At 43.0% G+C, this 19,759-nt stretch carries 16 protein-coding genes and 2 pseudogenes; 11 read left to right on the top strand and 7 right to left on the bottom strand.

Features of this window, described 5'->3' with window-relative positions; genetic code table 11:
- Positions 1-139: 139 nt before the first annotated feature.
- Together L4B77_RS07395 and L4B77_RS07390 are read left to right on the top strand one after the other, a co-directional pair.
- A complete protein-coding gene (locus L4B77_RS07395; protein WP_429749476.1) occupies positions 140-937 on the top strand; it encodes a Cof-type HAD-IIB family hydrolase in 798 nt (265 codons plus the stop codon).
- A gap of 323 nt (positions 938-1,260) precedes the next feature.
- The gene (locus L4B77_RS07390) at positions 1,261-2,931 is read left to right on the top strand and encodes a hypothetical protein (protein WP_429749474.1); all 1,671 of its coding nucleotides are present in this window, start codon (positions 1,261-1,263) and stop codon (positions 2,929-2,931) included.
- 268 nt (positions 2,932-3,199) lie between these two features.
- Here L4B77_RS07390 and ulaG read toward each other — a convergent pair whose 3' ends face one another.
- A complete protein-coding gene (gene ulaG, locus L4B77_RS07385; protein ID WP_261840564.1) occupies positions 3,200-4,267 on the bottom strand; it encodes an L-ascorbate 6-phosphate lactonase in 1,068 nt (355 codons plus the stop codon).
- Positions 4,268-4,387: 120 nt separating this feature from the next.
- Positions 4,388-5,143 carry an HTH-type transcriptional regulator UlaR gene (gene ulaR / locus L4B77_RS07380; protein WP_429749472.1) on the bottom strand — a complete coding sequence of 252 codons (756 nt, stop codon included), beginning with the start codon at positions 5,141-5,143 and terminating at the stop codon, positions 4,388-4,390.
- Between the two features lie 339 nt (positions 5,144-5,482).
- On the opposite strand from ulaR, the gene L4B77_RS07375 reads away from it, so the two are divergent.
- The 6 genes from L4B77_RS07375 (at position 5,483) to L4B77_RS07350 (ending at position 11,041) form a co-directional block, all read left to right on the top strand.
- Positions 5,483-7,336: a PTS ascorbate-specific subunit IIBC gene (locus L4B77_RS07375; protein ID WP_429749470.1), complete on the top strand. Its 1,854-nt coding sequence runs from the start codon at positions 5,483-5,485 to the stop codon at positions 7,334-7,336.
- A gap of 66 nt (positions 7,337-7,402) precedes the next feature.
- On the top strand, positions 7,403-7,870 hold the full coding sequence (locus L4B77_RS07370) for a PTS sugar transporter subunit IIA (RefSeq protein ID WP_017069724.1): 468 nt from the start codon (positions 7,403-7,405) through the stop codon (positions 7,868-7,870).
- 9 nt (positions 7,871-7,879) lie between these two features.
- Positions 7,880-8,578, top strand: a complete 699-nt coding sequence (locus L4B77_RS07365) for an L-ribulose-5-phosphate 4-epimerase (protein WP_429749467.1) — start codon at positions 7,880-7,882, stop codon at positions 8,576-8,578.
- Between the two features lie 99 nt (positions 8,579-8,677).
- A complete protein-coding gene (locus L4B77_RS07360; RefSeq protein WP_429749465.1) occupies positions 8,678-9,499 on the top strand; it encodes a pyridoxal phosphatase in 822 nt (273 codons plus the stop codon).
- A 4-nt stretch (positions 9,500-9,503) separates the two neighbouring features.
- Positions 9,504-10,151: a 3-keto-L-gulonate-6-phosphate decarboxylase UlaD gene (locus L4B77_RS07355; protein WP_261840570.1), complete on the top strand. Its 648-nt coding sequence runs from the start codon at positions 9,504-9,506 to the stop codon at positions 10,149-10,151.
- 8 nt (positions 10,152-10,159) lie between these two features.
- Entirely contained in the window at positions 10,160-11,041 is an 882-nt protein-coding gene (locus L4B77_RS07350; protein WP_429749462.1) for an L-ribulose-5-phosphate 3-epimerase, read from the top strand.
- Between the two features lie 163 nt (positions 11,042-11,204).
- Here L4B77_RS07350 and L4B77_RS07345 read toward each other — a convergent pair whose 3' ends face one another.
- Entirely contained in the window at positions 11,205-11,414 is a 210-nt protein-coding gene (locus L4B77_RS07345) for a hypothetical protein (protein ID WP_065583766.1), read from the bottom strand.
- 386 nt (positions 11,415-11,800) lie between these two features.
- Between L4B77_RS07345 and katE2 the strand changes: the two genes are divergently transcribed.
- Both katE2 and L4B77_RS07335 read left to right on the top strand, forming a co-directional pair.
- Positions 11,801-13,252 (top strand): catalase KatE2, encoded by a 1,452-nt coding sequence (katE2, locus tag L4B77_RS07340; RefSeq protein ID WP_429749460.1) that lies wholly within the window; start codon positions 11,801-11,803, stop codon positions 13,250-13,252.
- 258 nt (positions 13,253-13,510) lie between these two features.
- Entirely contained in the window at positions 13,511-14,383 is an 873-nt protein-coding gene (locus L4B77_RS07335) for a patatin-like phospholipase family protein (RefSeq protein WP_429749458.1), read from the top strand.
- Between the two features lie 93 nt (positions 14,384-14,476).
- On the opposite strand, the gene L4B77_RS07330 is transcribed toward L4B77_RS07335, so the two are convergent.
- Positions 14,477-15,469, bottom strand: a complete 993-nt coding sequence (locus L4B77_RS07330; protein WP_372040846.1) for a 2-hydroxyacid dehydrogenase — start codon at positions 15,467-15,469, stop codon at positions 14,477-14,479.
- 224 nt (positions 15,470-15,693) lie between these two features.
- A pseudogene (locus tag L4B77_RS07325) lies at positions 15,694-15,816 on the bottom strand (DUF1971 domain-containing protein); the annotation flags it as partial.
- Positions 15,817-16,017: 201 nt separating this feature from the next.
- On the opposite strand from L4B77_RS07325, the gene yihG reads away from it, so the two are divergent.
- Positions 16,018-16,926 (top strand): 1-acylglycerol-3-phosphate O-acyltransferase, YihG family, encoded by a 909-nt coding sequence (yihG, locus tag L4B77_RS07320; protein WP_372040848.1) that lies wholly within the window; start codon positions 16,018-16,020, stop codon positions 16,924-16,926.
- A gap of 106 nt (positions 16,927-17,032) precedes the next feature.
- On the opposite strand, the pseudogene L4B77_RS07315 reads toward yihG, so the two are convergent.
- A pseudogene (locus L4B77_RS07315) lies at positions 17,033-17,756 on the bottom strand (tRNA (adenine(22)-N(1))-methyltransferase).
- 124 nt (positions 17,757-17,880) lie between these two features.
- Complete coding sequence (locus L4B77_RS07310) at positions 17,881-19,623, bottom strand: sensor domain-containing diguanylate cyclase (protein WP_429749455.1); 1,743 nt, start codon at positions 19,621-19,623, stop codon at positions 17,881-17,883.
- Positions 19,624-19,759: the final 136 nt, after the last annotated feature.

Below are 19,759 nucleotides of genomic sequence, written 5' to 3'. Positions count from 1 at the left end.
AGGTTTAAACAAAGAAATCGACCGAAAAGCATTGCACTCACTGGTTACTCTAACGATATAATCGAACGCAGAACTGTTACACAAGATAACGAAAAATCATAATTTACTATTCAATTTTTAMTTATATGTAAGCCCTGAAATGCCACAACAGAACATCAAATTTATCGCCGCTGATATGGATGGTACTCTGCTTAATGAACACGGAAAGTTAGACCCGGAATTTTTCAATCTTTACGAACGACTAGAAGCTCAAGACATTATTTTTGCGGCGGCGTCGGGTCGTCAATATCACAGCTTGATGGACACCTTTGCTCCACTTAAAGATCGCATGATGTTTGTTGCTGAAAACGGCACATTGGTGATGCACAAAGGCCAAGAGCTTTACAGCTACTTGCTTGATACTGATGCCATCAAAGAGATCATCAAAGAAGCGCGTGCTATTGAAGGTGCACACGTGGTGCTTTGTGGTAAGAAGTCTGCGTACATTGAAACCAAAGATGAGCGTGCTCTAGCGGAGATCTCTAAGTATTACCACCGTCGCGAGCAAGTAGAAGACTTACTGGCGGTAGAAGACGATTTCATTAAGGTGGCTATCTGTCACTTCGATGGCTCACAAGAGAAATTGAATCCAAGCATCAATGCTAAGTTTGGTGAGAACTACCAAGTGGTGGTCAGTGCGAAAATTTGGCTCGATGTGATGAACGCCGAGGCATCCAAAGGTGCGGCGATTAAACACCTACAAAACACACTTGGCTTCACTTATGAGCAGACCATGAGTTTTGGTGACTACCTGAATGACTTGGAAATGCTTAAAGAGAGTTACCACTCTTACGCGATGGAAAACGCACATCCCAAACTCAAAGAGATCGCACGCTTTATTGCACCAAGTAACGTTGATGGTGGCGTCTTTCAAGTGCTGTATAAATGGCTATCGTAATAGCTCCTTGGTCAAATACAAGTCGGGTCTCGTAAAGCCGTCAGTTTCGTTGATGTCAAAGTTATTAAAAGGGTCAGCGAACGAAACCTGTCGAATGAGAAAGATGACGTAAGGAGTCGTTCTCGTCTTGGCGATGACGGAGTCAACATTGGTTTCTGAATGTATGATCGCTTATTGAGCCGTTGGATTTTTTGGAGAGATAAGTGATTTGTGCTCGACAAGCATTCAAGAAGCGTCGAAAAAATAATCGATTGCTTGATTGAATAGTATATCATACCATTCGGTATCTTAAATATAATGATCGCTCTAGAAGTTTGTTATCTATGAATAAAAAAGTAATGCTGTCTTTTTGTGTTAGCACTTTATTGCTGACTGGATGTCAAGAAGGTGGAGGTAAGTCAGCTCCCCCGAGTACCGGAACAAAAAGTGGCTCGCAGGACATCAATGTAACGGCGAGCTTAATGAACCGAGTCGATGTTGAGTTAGCCAATATCCAATCCGTACCTAAACCAGATATATTTCAATTTTCAAATATTCAATTAGTTCAAGATGGCTTGAATGTCATTATTACGAACCCAACTCCTCAAAAAGTCAAAAGATTCGTCGCAACCTTGGGCGATAATAAGACTGCGTCAATCATTGAACTTGATAACGATTTGCCAGCATATAGCAAAGGGTTACTGAGTTCGTCGACAGCAACATTGAATAAGTTAAAACTGATTGATCAGCTTCATTTCTTTAAACCTAAGGTTCAAATGGTCGGTTTTAAGGAGAATGGTCAATTAATAGACTGTAACATAGTGATCCCTGGTAAATCTTGTTATGGCCCTCCTAATGAACATGAACGATTTTTGTACGAAGTTATTCTCACCAATATGCATAATGCTTTCAATCGTTATAGTTTTATTAATACTTTCAAAACATATTTCGCCGATCCTGGTGAATGCGGAAAGTATGATTGTAAAAATTATAAAGACACCAAACTTAGCTATGCAGAAAGGAATTTCTTGGTGTATGGGATAAAAGACCATGCATTAGGAATGAGAGTCATGCGTAATAAATACTCAGGAGCCGGAATGGGGGGAGGGGGAATGCCTAACCTCAATGAATCGTTCTCTACAGCAGGTGGCTGGGGCTCTGTTTGGCAGGGATCTCTTGACCCTAATTCGCCAACTTACCGTGGATTGACTAATGCCAACTACAACACTGTATGGCATGAAGGGGCTCATGCCTATGGCTTTAGCCATAGCTCTGGAATGACGTATGGTTTTCAGGCTGCTTGGTCTTTTGACTCGATTTTTGGTGATAGTTGGGGGGGGAGTGGTAACTCCTTTATGGACACAAAAGTAACGACGCAGGAGCGTGAGAACCGAAGTGAAATAAAACTACCTTCGGTGATTATTAAACACGATAATATTAGTAAATATAAAGTGAACCTCAGCTTTAATTACCCGTATTCTGAATCAGAGCCTACGACTATTATGCTGAACTACTTGACGAGCAAAGAAGTCAATTTAAAAACAAACTATAAACCGGGCAGCGACACCGTAACTCTAACCTTCGATAAGCCACTGGAAGCGCCGATTTATATTCGTGCGATGGCAAAAGGTAAGGATTACATGTCAACCATTGTTCTTGATAATAAGGATATTATTCCGTCTACAAGTTACATTGTTGACGGAAAAAAATATTCAGTTTTGGCGGATGAGCTTCTGGATAAAACAGCCAATGGTTGGGATATTCGTAAAACTTGTACGACTCAAGGTGGTGTACTTGCAACGAAAGCAGAATATCAAAAATTATGGGATTATTTGAGTGACCATAATCAGTTATCTGAGCTAGTTAAGACTCAATATCTGACAAAAGACGAGCCTGCTAACTACCAAATTTGGCAAGTCGATTTTCAACCAAATGAAATGGATTCTCGTTATATTTCTATGAAGAATCCACTTGGAAATGAAAACGGTCTCGTTTGTATTTCTGATCTTGATTAATTGCCCTCTATCGTAAACCTGTTTCAGCAGTAATTGACAAGATGTTAATTACTGCTGTTCATGTGATCTTGGTAACCAATTACTATTGTCTTCTGAGACACCTCTTCTATCAATTCAATAAGCCCTTTGCTTCTTATAATGCATAACCCTTTTGGATAGGAAAAGAGTCAGCTTCTTCCAACTGAGTTTCGAACGTGATTACGCTAAAAGAGTGTCGGATGAAAAAAAAGGGAGCGCATTGCTCCCTAGTTAGTGCTTTTCTTAATGTTTATAAGAATGCGCGGTATGGCAGTTCTGGGTCATTTGTGAAGATGTCTGCAAAGCCACGGAAGTGCTGGTAGTGCATGCGGCCTTTATCTGTTGGGTATGTGTATTTACCACCCACTTGCCAGAAGAAAGGTGCGAAGCCGTATTGAAGACGTTCTTTCTTCATGTTCCACAGCATTTCGATTTCACGCGGGTCATTTTGGAAGTTAGCCCAAATGTCGTGGTGGAACGGAACAACCACTTCACAGTTCAAAGATTCAGCAGCACGAAGAATGTCTGAAGATGTCATTTTGTCTGTTACGCCACGTGGGTTCTCACCGTAAGAAAGCAGTGCAACGTCGATCTTGTGGTCATTACCGTGTTTAGCGTAGTAATTTGAGTAGTGAGAATCACCCGAGTGGTAAACTGAACCACCTGTTGTTTCTACTAGGTAGTTCACTGCACGGTCGTCCATTCCGTCTAGAATTTCTTTGTCTAGGGAAGATGTTCCTTCAGGAAGTGTTACTAGAGCAGTACGGTCGAATGCGTCAAGAACCTTGATGTTGACGTCTTTGATCTTAATTTCGTCGCCAACTTTCGCAATAACACAACGATCTTCTGGTACACCCCATTTCATCCATAGATCAACACATGCTTTAGGACCGATGAATTTAACGTGCTCACCACAGTTTTGAAGAACCGCTGCTGCAACGTTGATGTCAATATGGTCGCCGTGATCGTGAGATGCCATCACTGCATCGATCTCTTTAATAGCGAAAGGGTCCAATGGGAAGATTGCAGTACGTAGGTTGGGTTGAAGTGCTTCTACACCACCCATACGCATCATTTGGTGCTGGTTTTTCATTTTTTGAACAGCTTGTGTTTTTTTACCAGTCCCACACCAGAAGTCCATTGATAGGTTTGCACCCCCTTCTGATTTTAGCCAAATACCTGTACAGCCAAGCCACCACATAGAAAATGTACCTGGTTGAACAACCGTTTGCTCTATCTCTTCATTTAACCATGTGCCCCACTCAGGGAATGTATTTAGGATCCAAGACTCGCGAGTGATTTCGTTTACATTGCTCATGATAATACCTTTTATTTCAATAATTTGATTAATTTTGGATGTAGGGAGCCGAGCGCCTTAATTTGGACTAAGGCACTGAGCTAAATTTATTATTATTGGTGGGCTAGTTAGCCCAGCGATTTAAACTAGGATGACTTGCGTCCCTTGAGCTTCAATCAGTTTTACGACTTCGGGATTGGCGTCTTTACCGGTGATGACGATGTCTATTTGCTTGGTGTTGCAAAAGAGCATTCCGGTACGTTGTCCAACTTTTGAACTATCGACCACGACGACAAGCTTATCTACCTGTTCGAGCATCTGTTGTTCGGCTACGGCCGTTAACATGTCGGCCTTGTACAGCCCGGCATCCGTTAAGCCTTTACCTGAGGTGAACATCCAGTTTCCCGCATAGCCGCCTAATGAATTAGGGGCTGGGTTTAGAAAGATGTTCTGCGCTTTGTTGTATTGACCACCAATGATGATGACATCGTCATGATCTTCGTTGATCAAGTAACTTGCGAGTGGAAAGTAGTTCGTTACGATTTGAACGTCATCGCCACATAATTGCTGACCGAGTAGGAAAGCTGTTGAACCACAGTTGATCACGACGGTATCGCCTGCCTGACAAAGCCCAGCTGCTGCTTGAGCAATCTCTGATTTCTCTTCATAGAAATCAGTGCTGTTGATATTCAGCGGTGACCACTTTTTTTTCTGAGTCTCTACTCGCTCCGCACCATTTCGAATTTTTCTAAGTCGACCTAGTTCATCTAACTTAGCGATATCACGTCGAGCAGTCGCGGGTGAAACGCTAAACTTATCAATAATATGAGAGACGTTTATCGTCTGCATATCTTCTAACAACGACAAGATGCCGTTATGTCTTTGTACTTCATTCATATTTATCACTCTTTTTGTCTTTGTGACAATTTAATGATTACTTTTGATTTGTTTTGATTCTAATAATCACTGTCATGATTGTCAAATAACATCGCTATAAAAATCAGACTTTAATCACATACTGTTGTAAGTATTTGATTTTATAGTGTTTGTTGTTTTTGTGTGTGATCTAAAGCTCAATTAGATACATTCTGGATGTGGTTAATTGATATAAATCAAAATAATCACAAGTGAGCATTGAATGATTACTTTTGATTGGTAAAGTCTAGTTCGTGAGCAAAACTAGAATCATCACATCCTACAAATCATTAAAATTAAAAATTAATCAGGGGTAAAGATATGGAATTCTTATATGATATTTTCTATATTTTTTACAGTCAGGTAATGACCAAAGCACCGTTGCTACTCGGTCTTGTTACTTGTCTCGGCTACATCCTTCTAAAACGTGACGCAACAACTGTTATCTCCGGCTCTATAAAAACCATCGTTGGTTTCATGATAGTGCAGGTAGGTGCAGGAACATTGGTAGCGGGTTTTAAACCGGTTATTGAAAAAATGAGTGAAATACATGGATTGACAGGATCGGTCATTGACCCGTACACCTCCATGATGTCCACCATGGAAACCATGGGCGACAATTACTCTTGGGTTGGGTATGCAGTATTACTGGCTCTTGGGCTAAATATTCTACTTGTAGCCTTCCGCCGTATTACAGGTATCAGAACCATCATGCTGACTGGGCATATCATGTTCCAGCAAGCTGGCCTCATTGCTGTTTTCTACTTCGTGCTTGGTGCAAGTATGTGGGAAACCATCATTTATTCAGCAATATTAATGGCATTGTACTGGGGTATTTCCTCAAACATCATGTTCAAGCCGACTCAAGAAGTCACGGGCGGGGCGGGTTTCTCTATTGGTCACCAGCAACAGTTTGCGTCATGGGTTGCGACCAAAGTTGCCCCGAAGCTTGGCGATAAGAATGACAGTGTTGACCACATCAAACTGCCTAAATGGTTACATATTTTCCACGACAGTATTGCAGCAACAACATTAGTGATGACGGGCTTCTTCGGAATTATCCTTCTTTCGTTTGGCCTTGATAATCTTCAAGAGATGGCCGGTAAAACGCACTGGCTCATCTACATTTTCGAAACAGGTTTGAAATTCGCTGTTGCGATTCAAGTTATCGTTACCGGTGTTCGTATGTTCGTTGCGGAACTGTCCGAGGCATTTAACGGTATTTCTCAACGCCTTATTCCTAACGCTGTTTTAGCCATCGATTGTGCGGCTATTTACGCCTACTCTCCGAACGCAATGGTATTTGGTTTTATGTGGGGCGCAGTGGGTCAATTCACCGCTGTTCTTGCAATGCTAGCGTTTGACGCACCAATTATGATCATTCCTGGCTTTATCCCAATGTTCTTCTCGAACGCAACTATCGGTGTGTTTGCTAACCACTTTGGTGGTTGGAAAGCAGTGATGAAGATCTGTTTCGTGATGGGCATCATCGAGGTGGTGGGTTCGGCTTGGGCAATTCATATCTTTGCTCAATCTGGTACTGAGTTTAACGGCTGGATGGGTATGGCTGACTGGGCGCTTGTGTTCCCGCCAATCATGCAAGGTATCTCTAGCTCTAGCATGTTCTTCTTTGTGATTTTGGCTTTGGCGGGCGTTTACATGTTCTTCGCTTCTAAGCAACTACGAGCAGAAGAAGACGCAGAAGCTGCCGCTGAAACAATGACCGCAGTAACGCCTGAAGGCATTGAGGTTGAAGTCGCGGTTCCACAACAATCGACAGCAACCGCTGAAGCACTATCAGCTTCAACAACAGCAGCTTCAACAACGGCAGCTTCTACAACATCAGAAACACGAATCTTGCCAACCGCTGACCAAAAACCGGTTCGTGTCTTAGTGTGCTGTGGCTCAGGGCAAGGATCTTCAATGATGTGCTCTAAGAAAATCAAAGAGTACTTGGACAAGAAAGGTATCCCAAGTTCGACCTTTAACAGCGCTATCACCGATTACAAATCGCACCTTGGTTCATTCGACATCATTGTGACTTCGGTTGCTCTGGCCGCGAAGATCACGGGGTTACCGGAAGGTAAGCAACAGCTTGCGGTGAAGAACATGATTATGGTGAAAACTTTCGGTGACGAGCTGGTTTCCATCATCGAGAACCACTTCCACAAATAATGATAAATGGCTCAGTGGTAGTGCACTGCTGAGTCAATAAAAACAATTATATAAGTGAGTAATAACATGAACTTAAAAGAATCTCTTATCAAGAATAACTCTATCCTACTGAATGCAAAAGCCGCTGACTGGAAAGCCGCAATTAAGCTTGGTACTGACGCATTGGTGAAAGCGGGCGTGGCTGAAGAGCGTTACTACGATGCAATTACTAAAGCGATTGGTGAAGAAGGCCCTTATATCTGTATTCACGATGCGTTCGCACTGCCTCATTGCCGTCCTGAAGATGGTGTTATTCGTACCGGGTTTGCATTAACCGTGCTTGAAACGCCAATTACGTTTGAAGGCGTTGATGAGCCTGTTGATGTGTTGATTACGCTCGCGGGTAAGGACTCAGAAGAGCACATCGAAGGGACGATGCAAGTCGCGAATTTGATTGAATTTGATGAAGACTTCTCAAAACTTCGTGCCTGCAAAAGTCCAGAAGAAGTCGCGCGTTTAATTGATGCTGCTTTGTTGCAAGCGGAAGCGGCTTAAGGAGTCGATATGTCTAAATATAGCCAATTGAAACAACGTGTCTTAGAAGCAAATTTGCAGCTCCCTAAATACGGTTTGGTGACATTCACTTGGGGTAATGTCTCTGAGTTTGATCGTGTTAACGGAGTGATAGCGATTAAACCATCGGGTGTTGAATACAGCGACCTGACAGCTGAAGACATGGTGGTCGTCGATCTAGAAGGCAAGGTTGTTGAAGGCAAACTCAACCCTTCAAGCGACACCGCAACGCACTTAGAGCTTTATAAAGCATTTCCTGAAGTGAGTGGCATTGTTCACACGCACTCACGCAGTGCCACCATTTGGGCGCAAGCGGGTATCGACATTCCAGCCTTGGGCACCACTCATGCTGATTACTTTTACGGTGACATCCCATGTACACGTCGATTGTCTCACTCTGAAATTGCTGAAGAGTACGAGAAAAATACGGGCTTGGTGATCATTGAAGAGTTCAAGCAGCGTCGAATCGATCCAATGGCCGTTCCTAGCGTGATTGTTGCAGGACATGCACCGTTCTCTTGGGGAAAAGATGCCAACGACGCCGTTCATAACGCGGTGGTATTAGAAGAAGTGTCGGCAATGGCGTTGGCAACGCGCACCTTGAACAGCGGCATCAAAATTCAGCCAGAACTGTCCGATAAACACTACTTACGTAAGCACGGTGAAAATGCTTATTACGGCCAACAGTAAATCGGCTTTTTGTTTAAGTAAGCCGTTTAAGTGGTTTCTATTGTAAGTAGCTTCAATATTAATTAGGCCCGACTTCAGGGGAATAAGTGAGAGGACTCTATGTATAAAGTGCTGGCGTTAGATCTCGATGGAACCGTGTTGAAGGATGATCACACGATTCATCCAGAAGTAAAAAAGGCGATTCAAGAAGCCAAACAAAGTTGTCACGTCGTAATTGTTACGGGTCGACACCACACAGCTGCACGACCTTATTACTACGAATTGGGGTTAGATACGCCAATCATCTGCTGTAACGGCACTTATGTTTATGATTATCAAACTGAAACGGTATTGACTCAAAACGCCATAGAGAAAGATAAGGCACTTGCTTTCATTGATATGGCTGACGAGTTTCAGCTCAAGATGGTGATGTACATCACTCATGCCATGACGTACTCGCAGTACAACCCATTTGCCTACATGCTGGCATTGGAAAGCTGGGCTGAAACGGCACCAGAGCAACATCGCCCACAAATTTACCAAGTGGAATCATTCGTAGAAGCCGCTCAACAAGCTGAACACGTTTGGAAGTTTGTGGTGGAGGGGAGCCAAGATTCAGTCGACCGTTTAATGCAGCACCCATGGATTGAAGAGAACTTCAACGGTGAGCGTTCTTGGTCAAACCGAATCGACTTTGCAGCGAAAGGTAACAGTAAGGGCCTACGCCTTGCTGAATATGTCTCAGAACTTGGTTACCAACCGACAGACGTGATTGCCGTCGGCGATAACCACAATGATATTTCCATGCTTAAGTACGCCGGATTCGGAGTAGCGATGCTCAATGCGGATGACATCGTCAAATCACACGTTCAACGCGTGTGCTCAACAGATAACAACCATGATGGCTTAGCCCGTCTAATACGTGAACAAATTAAAGGATAACAACATGACTAAACCAATGATTCAGATCGCCCTAGATCAAACAAATCTTGCTGCTGCAATTGAAGTGGCAAACAACGTTGAAAGCTTTGTTGATGTGATTGAAGTGGGCACTATTTTGGCTTTTGCTGAAGGGATGACTGCGGTTTCTACACTTCGTAAAAACCACCCAGACCATATCCTTGTGTGCGATATGAAAACCACCGATGGCGGCGCAATTTTGGCTCGTATGGCATTCGAAGCGGGCGCTGATTGGATTACCGTTTCTGCAGCCGCACACATCGCGACTATTGGTGCCTGTAAGAAAGTTGCTGATGAATTTAATGGTGAAATCCAAATCGAAATTTACGGAAACTGGACCATGGACGACGCTCAATCTTGGGTAGACTTAGGTATTTCACAAGCGATTTACCACCGTTCTCGTGACGCTGAATTAGCTGGTGTAGGTTGGACGGAAGAAGATCTAGTGAAAATGCGTGCACTGTCTGAAATGGGCATTGAGCTTTCTATCACAGGCGGTATCGTGCCTGAAGACCTTTACCTATTTGAAGGCATTAAAGCGAAAACCTTCATCGCAGGCCGAGCACTTGCGGGTGATAAAGGTAAAGAAACAGCAGAAGCGCTAAAAGCTCAGATCGACCGTTACTGGAACTAGGAGGCGCTATGTACCAAAACTTATTACGCCACCGTGTCGGGCTTTATGAGAAGGCCCTACCTAACGAACTCAGTTGGGAAGATAAACTTAAGCAAACCAAAGAACTCGGCTTTGATTTTCTTGAGATATCGGTAGACGAATCAGACGAGCGTCGCAGCCGACTGGATTGGAATGACGATGAAGTGTATGCCTTGCGTCGCCTCTGTGAAAAGCATGGTATCCCGCTGCAATCCATGTGTTTAAGCGCGCATCGCAAGTTCCCATTTGGATCCGCTGATCCGGCGATTCGTCAACAAGCTGTCATCCATATGGAGAAAGCAATCTCACTCGCTTACAAATTGGGTATTCGTACCATCCAACTTGCTGGGTATGACGTCTACTATGAGCCCGCTGATAAAGTGACTCACCAGAGGTTCATTGAAGGCATGAAGCTTTCGGCGCAGTTGGCGGAAAGATCAGGGGTTATGCTCGCTGTCGAGATCATGGATACCGATTACTTGAACTCTTTGAGCAAGTTTGAAGTACTGAGTCGTGAAGTCAATTCACCGTATTTCACGGCGTATCCAGATGTGGGCAATATTTCTGGTTGGAACTACGACATAGTGACGGAACTCAAACTGAGTAAGCCTCGTATCACTCAAATTCATCTCAAAGACACTTATAAAGTGACTGACGAATACAAAGGGCAGTTCCGAGATCTGGTTATTGGTGACGGTGAAGTGGACTTCAATGCCATTTTTGAAACATTGAAAGAAACGGAGTGTGTCGTACCACTCGTGATTGAGATGTGGGCTCAAGATGAGCGTTGGAAAGAGAATATTCTGACGGCACAAAAGCGTTTGAACGAGGTATGTGTGCAAACGGGTGTTCCGATGTTGTTTGACCACTAGCTCTACTTAGAATGATTAACGGGTTTCTCTTTGCGTTCTCAATGCTCCTAACGAAAAGAGAAAATGCAGCATATTGCCCCCAATATGCTGCATTTTTATATCAACATGGTGCTCTAAGCTTATTGAAGCAAAGGTTATGTCAATTTCGAAGTAGTGGCTGTTCTTAAACAGCAATAGTTACATGATCACGGCCTACTTCAGCCATCTTAATTAGGTAGTCCGTATGGTATTTCTTCTTGATGACGATTTGGCTACCGATTTCAGCAACAATCTTCACGACCTCTAACGCATCAGAAGGATGCAATGAAGAATCTTTTGAAATTTCGATATTAACGCCCAAATTTGCCAGTTTCATAATGTCGCTAGAGTGCATGATAATATCCAATATATTTTATTATGGTGGACTATATCATCATCGATTAATTCAACGCCACTCTGCTAAGCCCAAAGTTTTGAACGATGCCCTCAAACTATGATTTCAATATGCAAGTAGTGGAATTTGATCGCAAACTGATATCATGGTCTTTCTTATGGGATTATGCCAACTTTGGCGGGGATGTTGTTGTTCAGTCTCGTGTGAAGAAATGAACAGTCAACTTGATAGGTTTTATCTATAACAAAGATAAATAGAAACGATTATGTTTATTTTTAATGCCGACCTATTCTTTATCCACACTAATTCAATGGTTTAAATACTGGATCTACTTAAATTTACGGTGTCACAACGATTGTGCACATTTACCCTCTAAGGAATCGATCATGAGTAAAAAACTAACTACAGCAGCAGGTTGTCCTGTTGCTCATAACCAGAATGTTCAAACTGCAGGCAAGCATGGCCCTCAACTTCTTCAAGATGTTTGGTTTTTAGAAAAGATGGCGCACTTTGATCGTGAAGTCATTCCTGAGCGCCGCATGCACGCGAAAGGTTCAGGGGCTTACGGTACATTTACAGTGACGCACGACATCACTCAATACACCAAAGCCAAACTGTTTTCTGAAATAGGTAAAAAGACCGACCTGTTTGCACGTTTTACAACGGTAGCTGGCGAGCGTGGCGCAGCGGATGCTGAACGTGATATTCGTGGTTTTGCGTTGAAGTTTTATACTGAAGAAGGCAACTGGGATATGGTGGGTAATAATACTCCAGTATTTTTCCTTCGTGATCCTCTTAAGTTTCCAGATCTTAACCATGTGGTGAAGCGTGACCCTCGCACGAATTTACGCAGTGCCAAGAGCAACTGGGATTTCTGGACTTCTCTACCTGAAGCGTTACACCAAGTCACTATCGTGATGAGTGACCGCGGTCTCCCTGCGACTTACCGTCACATGCATGGCTTTGGTAGCCACACGTTCAGCTTTATTAATGCCGATAACGAGCGTTTTTGGGTGAAATTCCACTTCAAATCTCAACAAGGTATTAAAAACTTATCTGATGCAGAAGCGGCAAAATTGATTGGTGAAGACCGCGAAAGCCACCAACGTGACTTGCTTGAAAGCATTGATAACCAAGACTTCCCTAAATGGACACTAAAAGTACAAATCATGCCAGAAGCGGATGCGGCAAAAGTGTCTTACAACCCGTTCGATTTAACGAAGATCTGGCCACATGCGGATTATCCGTTGATTGAAGTGGGTGAATTTGAGCTAAACCGTAACCCGCAAAACTTCTTCGCAGAAGTGGAGCAATCAGCTTTCAATCCTGCGAATGTGGTTCCGGGTATTAGCTTTTCACCGGATAAAATGTTGCAAGGTCGTTTGTTTGCTTACGGTGATGCACAGCGCTACCGTTTGGGTGTTAACCATCAACATATTCCAGTTAACGCACCTCGTTGTCCTGTACACAGCTATCACCGTGACGGCGCAATGCGTGTTGATGGTAACTTTGGTAGCACATTAGGCTATGAGCCAAACATCGAAGGTCAATGGGCAGAGCAGCCAGAGTTTGCAGAACCGGCACTGAATCTTGATGGTGCGGCAGCGCATTGGGACCACCGTGAAGATGATGATTACTTCTCACAACCGGGTGATCTGTTCCGCTTGATGACACCAGAGAAACAAGCGATTCTGTTTGATAACACCGCGCGTGCGTTAGGCGGTGTACCGAAAGAGATTCAACTGCGCCACCTAAGACACTGTTATAAAGCGGATCCTGCTTATGGTGAAGGTATTGGTAAGTTGCTTGAGATCGATGTGAGTGAATTTAGTTCATAATCGATGATTTAAGCTAGTTGTCGAAAGGCCATTGAGTTCACCGCTCAATGGCTTTTTTTGATCTTGCGGTTCACCAAGTGACCTAATATTGGGCAATTTAACGTGTGGTTTGGCTCTCTAGTCAAACGAACTCCTTAAGCTTCGCATGACTTGAGTTGATAGTTTTTGTCTATCGAACTGATATGTTTTACCCATTATCTTTCTACGATTGATGAGCCTATTATTCTGCTATCAGAATATAACGTCGTTGGGTTTGAGATGAATAAAAAAGCAATAATCGTAGAAGGTGGGGCAATGAGAGGGATTTTTGCCGCTGGAGTATTAGACGCCTTTATCAAAGACGATTTTCTTCCTTATGATTTTGCCATCGGTGTATCTGCCGGTGCATCGAATCTTATCGGTTATTTATCTCATGCGCCTAAGCGAAGCTATAACGTAATTACCACGATGGCGACGGATAAGATGTTCTTTAATCCTGCTCGTTTTGCTAAAGGTGGTAATTTGGTGGACGTTAAGTGGTTGTGGAACGAATCTAATCAACGTTATCCGCTGGATTGTGGTGAGCTGTTTTCAAGTATCCCACTCATCGCTGCTGTAACGAACATCGATACGGGTAGCGCCGATTACTATAATATTAAGCCTGACAATCTCTCCAACGTAATTGAAGCGACAACGGCTTTACCTATCGCCTATCGTGAAACCCCGTGTTTCTCTGGTGGCTGTTATACCGATGGAGGTGTCGCTGATTCAATCCCAGTTCGTGAAGCATATCGTCGGGGGGCGCGTGATATTACCGTGATTCTTTCTCATCCTCTGAGCTACCGTATGAAACCTCAGAAGCATCAATGGATATTGAAAAAACTGTTAAAGAAATTTCCCCACATTGCCGAGTCGATGGCGGTGCGTGCCGAAAACTACAATCAGTCTCTGGCGTTTATTCGTAACCCACCCAAAGATGCGACCATTAAAGTGATTGCCCCACCAGAAACGTTCGCGGTTAAGCGCTTAACCATGGATAGAAGCATTTTAGATGCCGGTTATGAGATGGGCGTAAAAGCGGGAGAAGAGCATCTTGCGATTCGAAAAGGTGTGTATGGTTTGGATACCGAGGATTGTCATTTTTGTATCTAGTGGATCCACATTGCATCAATGTGGAAATGAAAATACCACGCCGTTCATTAGGACGAGCGTGGCTTGGTATTTAACCTTGGAACGGGTTTATGATTAAACTAATTCATTACCGCTGGTTTTACCTGTGAAGAAGGCATTAACACTGATTAGTGTGGTGTTCGCAATGTTGAATAAAGCATCTTTAGTCAAGAAAGCTTGGTGACCGGTGAATAAAACGTTATGGCAAGCTGACAGTCGTCGGAATACATCATCGACAATCACATCGTTAGATTTGTCTTGGAAGAACAGCTCTTTTTCATTGTCATAAACATCTAGACCAAGTGCCCCAATTTTACCCTGTTTTAGGGCCTCGATTGCCGCCGTTGAATCCAGTAACTCACCACGGCTAGTATTAACGATCATTACGTTGTCTTTCATTTGGCTAAACGCTTTGTTATCCAATAGGTGATAGTTCTCTTTACTCATTGGGCAGTGTAGAGAAATCACGTCAGACTCTTGGTATAGCTTATCGAGTTCAACGTATTGAGCACCTAATTCGACGGCTAATGGATTTGGATAAGGGTCGTAGCACAGAATGTTCATGCCTAAACCTTTCAGAATACGCATGGTCGCTAAGCCAATTTTACCCGAGCCAATCACACCAACGGTTTTGCCGTGGAAGTTAAAGCCAACCAAACCCTCAAGAGAAAAGTTCGCATCACGAGTACGCTGATACGCTTTATGTAGTTTACGGTTTAAACACATCATCATACCGACAGTATGCTCTGCTACCGATTCTGGGGAATAAGCCGGAACACGAACTACTTGCAGGCCAAACTCTTTGGCTGCGTCTAGGTCGACTTTATCAAAACCGGCACAGCGCATCGCGATCAGCTTAGTGCCGCCTTGCGCTAGAATCTCTAACACATCTCGCGATAGGTCGTCGTTTACAAACGCACAAACCACTTCGTTATCGTGCGCCATTTTTGCTGTTGTTGTCGTGAGTCGAAAATCGTGAAAATGAAACTCAGCGTTGAGTTCGCCTTTTGCAAGTTTAAATGATTTTTCGTCGTATGATTTTGAGCTAAAAAAAGCAATGTTGAGCATGGCTTCCTCTCTTACCTAAAATATAAATAACCCACTGATTCATTGTCTGAAATGGGATTAAAACGAATAACTCTGTTCAGTGTGCTAGAGTTTTTCACTCTTGTCTATCACCATTAGCCATTGTTATTACCATGATTATTTGGCCTTTATGTCTTCATTTTTTGAACATTATAAATCACCTTACGAGATGGCTTGTTTATAAGTTCATCAATATTGAATGGATCTTACTTTCGGGTGTTGAACGTCTTCTTGGTCTCTTTCTCGGACCAGACGTTAATGTTGAATTGTGCGTCGTCGCTCAGCTCTACTCGATGCCAATATTGAGGTGGGCTTGTGGCAAATTGCCCAGTGTGACGGAATACGTAAATGACGCATATAAGACCTCTTATTTACCGGTATTTTTGTTGATTCACAACGATGAACGGGTCTTTGGACACTGGCTAAATGAGTCAAGTGGTTTGACCCCTGTAGTGCTGCATCAATAACTAAAGAGAATTATTTCTAGATGCGTATAATGAAGGCTTTCGATCTCAATATAGCCGTTTTTTATGCTTGATAATCTTCGTATGGCCTTGAACGTGTTGTTCGTGACCATCAATACCGCAATGACTGCGTTTACCGTGAGCTTCTTTGGCCTTATCAAACTGATTCTTCCAATCTCTATTGTGCAAAAGTCGTGTACACGTTTAGCCAATTTCACTTTTTGGTGTTGGGCTTCGCTCAATCAATGGATTTTGAACATTAACAACGATATCGAGTGGCAAGTTGAGGGAGGAGAGGATATCTCAACGAAGCAGTGGTATTTGATGATGTCGAACCATCTAAGCTGGGCGGATATCGTGATCCTGTCTTCAATATTGAAAGACAAAATGCCGATGACTAAGTTTTTCCTTAAGCATGAATTGCTGTACGTCCCTTTTGTCGGCTTGGCATGTTGGGGCTTAGATATGCCATTCATGCGCCGTCACTCTCGCGAGTTTTTGTTGCGCAACCCTGAGCGTCGAAACGATGATTTCAATGCCATCAATAAAGCGTGTACTAAATTCAAGCTAGCACCGACTACCTTGGTCAATTTTGTTGAAGGAACGCGTGTAAATCACGATAAACTGGTGGCTGCAAAGACACCTTATCGATACCTACTAAAGCCGAAAACCGGCGGTGTGGCGTTTGCTTTGTCTGCAATGGGTCCAATCTTAGATGGGATCGTGGATGTCACTTTGGCTTACCCTGAAAACCAAACATCACCATTTGAAGATATGTTGAAAGGCAAAATGACGAAAGTTGTTGTGCGCATTAAATTGCACCCAATGGATGAAAACGTTAATGGAAATTATTTTGAAGACAAAGCGTTTAAACGTCGTTTTCACAGTTGGTTGAATAACACATGGAAAGAGAAAGACGACTATCTTGATACGATTTATGGGCCTGATACGGCTTATGGAAAGCAAGAGCCGTAAACTCAAATTTATCGATTCGATGGCAATAAAAAAGCCGATAGTTCGCTGAACTGTCGGCTTTTTTATTGAATCTGTCCCGTCAATGACGAGTGAAAATAGATGGCTGCTAGATCGCTTGGTAAGCCTCAATAATGTGCTTGACTTCGCTCAGCTTACCCTGCTTCTCTTGACCTTGCTGTATTCGCAAGTAGTGCTGTAATGTTTTGGCTTTGTACTGCTGAGAGATCTGTAATTGTTGTTGATCAATCGGAATCCAAATCTTGTCACCAACGTTCGATATGTCACGAACTGGTGGACGATTTTTTCTGTCGCCTTGGTTATTACTGACCAGTAAAATCTCATAGTAACGGCGATTTTCTTCAATCAACACTTCATCAATAAGGGCGAAGTTGAGCGATTTTAAATGGCTTCTCAGTTCGAATTGCTGATGCACAGGGCAAAGCAAGAAATCGATCGCGGTGTTTGGATGTTGACGGTGAATGTCATCGACTAACTTTTGAGTGAGATCCCCCCCCCACACCCGCAATAATAACAAGGTGTCTGCCGGTGTGCTTATGCAATGGAATGGCTGCGACATCTAAGCAGTAGACTTGCCACTGGCTATAGGTGTGCTGCTCGGTATGGCTATCCTGAGGGAAGTAATGTGTGAGCTTACCTTTAAGCTCGTTCATTAGAGACGGGACAATATCAACAAAGTGAATCTGAGGCGCTTTGTTGTCCGACAAAAGTTGAACGCCCAAGAAGCCGTGATCACAACAACAGTCCCAAATATGTTGGTAATCATTGCTGACAAGAGAGTGGAGAGTTTGCAGTCGGTGACTAAGCTTCATAAAATTTGTGTCGTTGGAAAGTTATAGGGTGTTGTCGTATCGAAGGCGCATTGTAATGGCTTTATAAAAAAACAAAAGCACATAGATGTGAAATCCTACGTGCTGTCTGTGAATTTGCTGATGTTTATGAAGCTTGTGCGACGTCTCTTATCTGACCTTCAACACGGTTTTTTCCGAGCTGCTGCGCGGTCAATCTGGCCTGTTTTGCTAACGCTAACGCAGATGTTCTGTCACCTTCTATTCGTGAGAAGCCGATACTGACACTTAATGGTAGCGTGATGTCTGGTGTGGTAATGCTCTTCTCGGCAACGCCTATTCGACATTGTTCCAACTGGAACTTGGCGTCTTTAGTGTCATTCGCTTTGAATAACACCGCAAATTCTTTCCCCCCAACACGTGCAATACAAAGACTTTTTGGCTTAGGGAAGTTCCAACGTATCGATTCAGACGTCATCTTTATCATCTTGTCTCCAACTGCGTCACCGTAGGTACGGTTTAAGTGGTCAAAGTTATCGATATCAAATAGAGCGACATAGGTATCAGGTTCGTTGATGTAGTTTTCTATTTCGATATTAAAACGATTTGTGTTGTCCAACTGTGTCATTGGATCTTTGTTACTCAATTGATGGTGGAGCAGCAAATTAGACAAAGAGACTTCAGTATAATCTCTTATCATACGGAGGATGCTCTGGTTGATTGGTAATCTGGCGTTAACGTAGAGCACCGCGATCAACTGATTGCGCGAGGACAGAGGAATGCAATAGTGGCGCTGGTGTATTTTGAGTTTATGCGCCAAGGGATCCGCGTATTTTCCGCTTTTATAAACCAGAGTACCCAGTGCAAACTGATCGGCAAGAGATCTATCATAATGTACCGTAGCTTGGTTTCCGTGGTAGTCAATCGTATTGAATGAATGACTCTCTGGTTGATATAGGCAGAATTGGATACCTTTATGATAGGTAAAGCTATCCAGTATGGACTTTAGCTCTTGTTTAAAGCTTACAAGGTCATCAACCTTGTTAAGTTGCGACAACGATACATTTAAATGGTAAGCCAGATAATTGGCCCCAACCCATAACAGAAGCAGTGAGCCGAGGACGATTCCTGTTAACGTGAATTGGTGTGAGCTGGTCAAAATATCGTGGCGATCTGTACCTGCGATGAATACCCAGTTTAAGCTATTATCCGCATCAAATACCGATATTTTGAAATTATCTTGATAGTAGTATTCGTGTTTACCGAACGTCTCACCCTGTAAAACTCGCTGGCTGATCCCAGCATGGTAGCTGATTGACTTTGAGCCGATGCGTTTCGGATCTGGGTGGAAGACGAGTCGTTCAGTCGCGCGATCAACCACAAACACATAGCCATCATTAAGAATTTTTAAGTTTCTTAAGTTTTGTGTCGCTTGCAGAAGGTCAAACTCAACCCATATTTCTTCTTTCAATTTTTCCGTGGTGTGTTTAACCGCGAAAACCCAACGTCCATTGGTTTTTTGATAAATGGAAGAGAGATAGAAGTTTTTCACAACGCTGTTGAGTGGATGCCACTGTATAGCCGAAATTTGTTCTCTTGAAAGAGGAGTGCCTTGTGTGGAAATGTAATTCTGAGATTGAGGCTGATATCGAATGATATCGGAGAAGTCTGGTATCTTTTGTAGAATATTCTCGCTGACGTCTCGAAATTTTTTATCATTAAAATTGGAAGTCTTGGATAAGTCTAAGTTGGTCTCTAGGAAGTAGAGTTTACCGAATGCTGCTTCAATGTTTGAGCGAATGATAGAATTTGCGGTATGAATATTTGATGATGATTGTTCTGTTGCTATTTTTTCTACTTTTTCTAATTGAGTGATAGCAAGATAAAGCATTCCTACCATTAATAAGAGTATATATGGCTTAAAAAGCCGAATAAGTGTTTTAGGTAAAGCCATGATATCCAAAGACGTGATAGATTCATTTTTATAGTACGGCCATACTAAACAGTTTTTGTGATCACATCAATGC

The organism is Vibrio minamisatsumaniensis, from assembly GCF_050337445.1.
GTDB classification, from domain to species: Bacteria; Pseudomonadota; Gammaproteobacteria; order Enterobacterales; family Vibrionaceae; genus Vibrio; species Vibrio artabrorum.
Note: the sequence above shows the minus strand (reverse complement) of the source record. Positions and strands in the feature narration are given on the sequence as shown.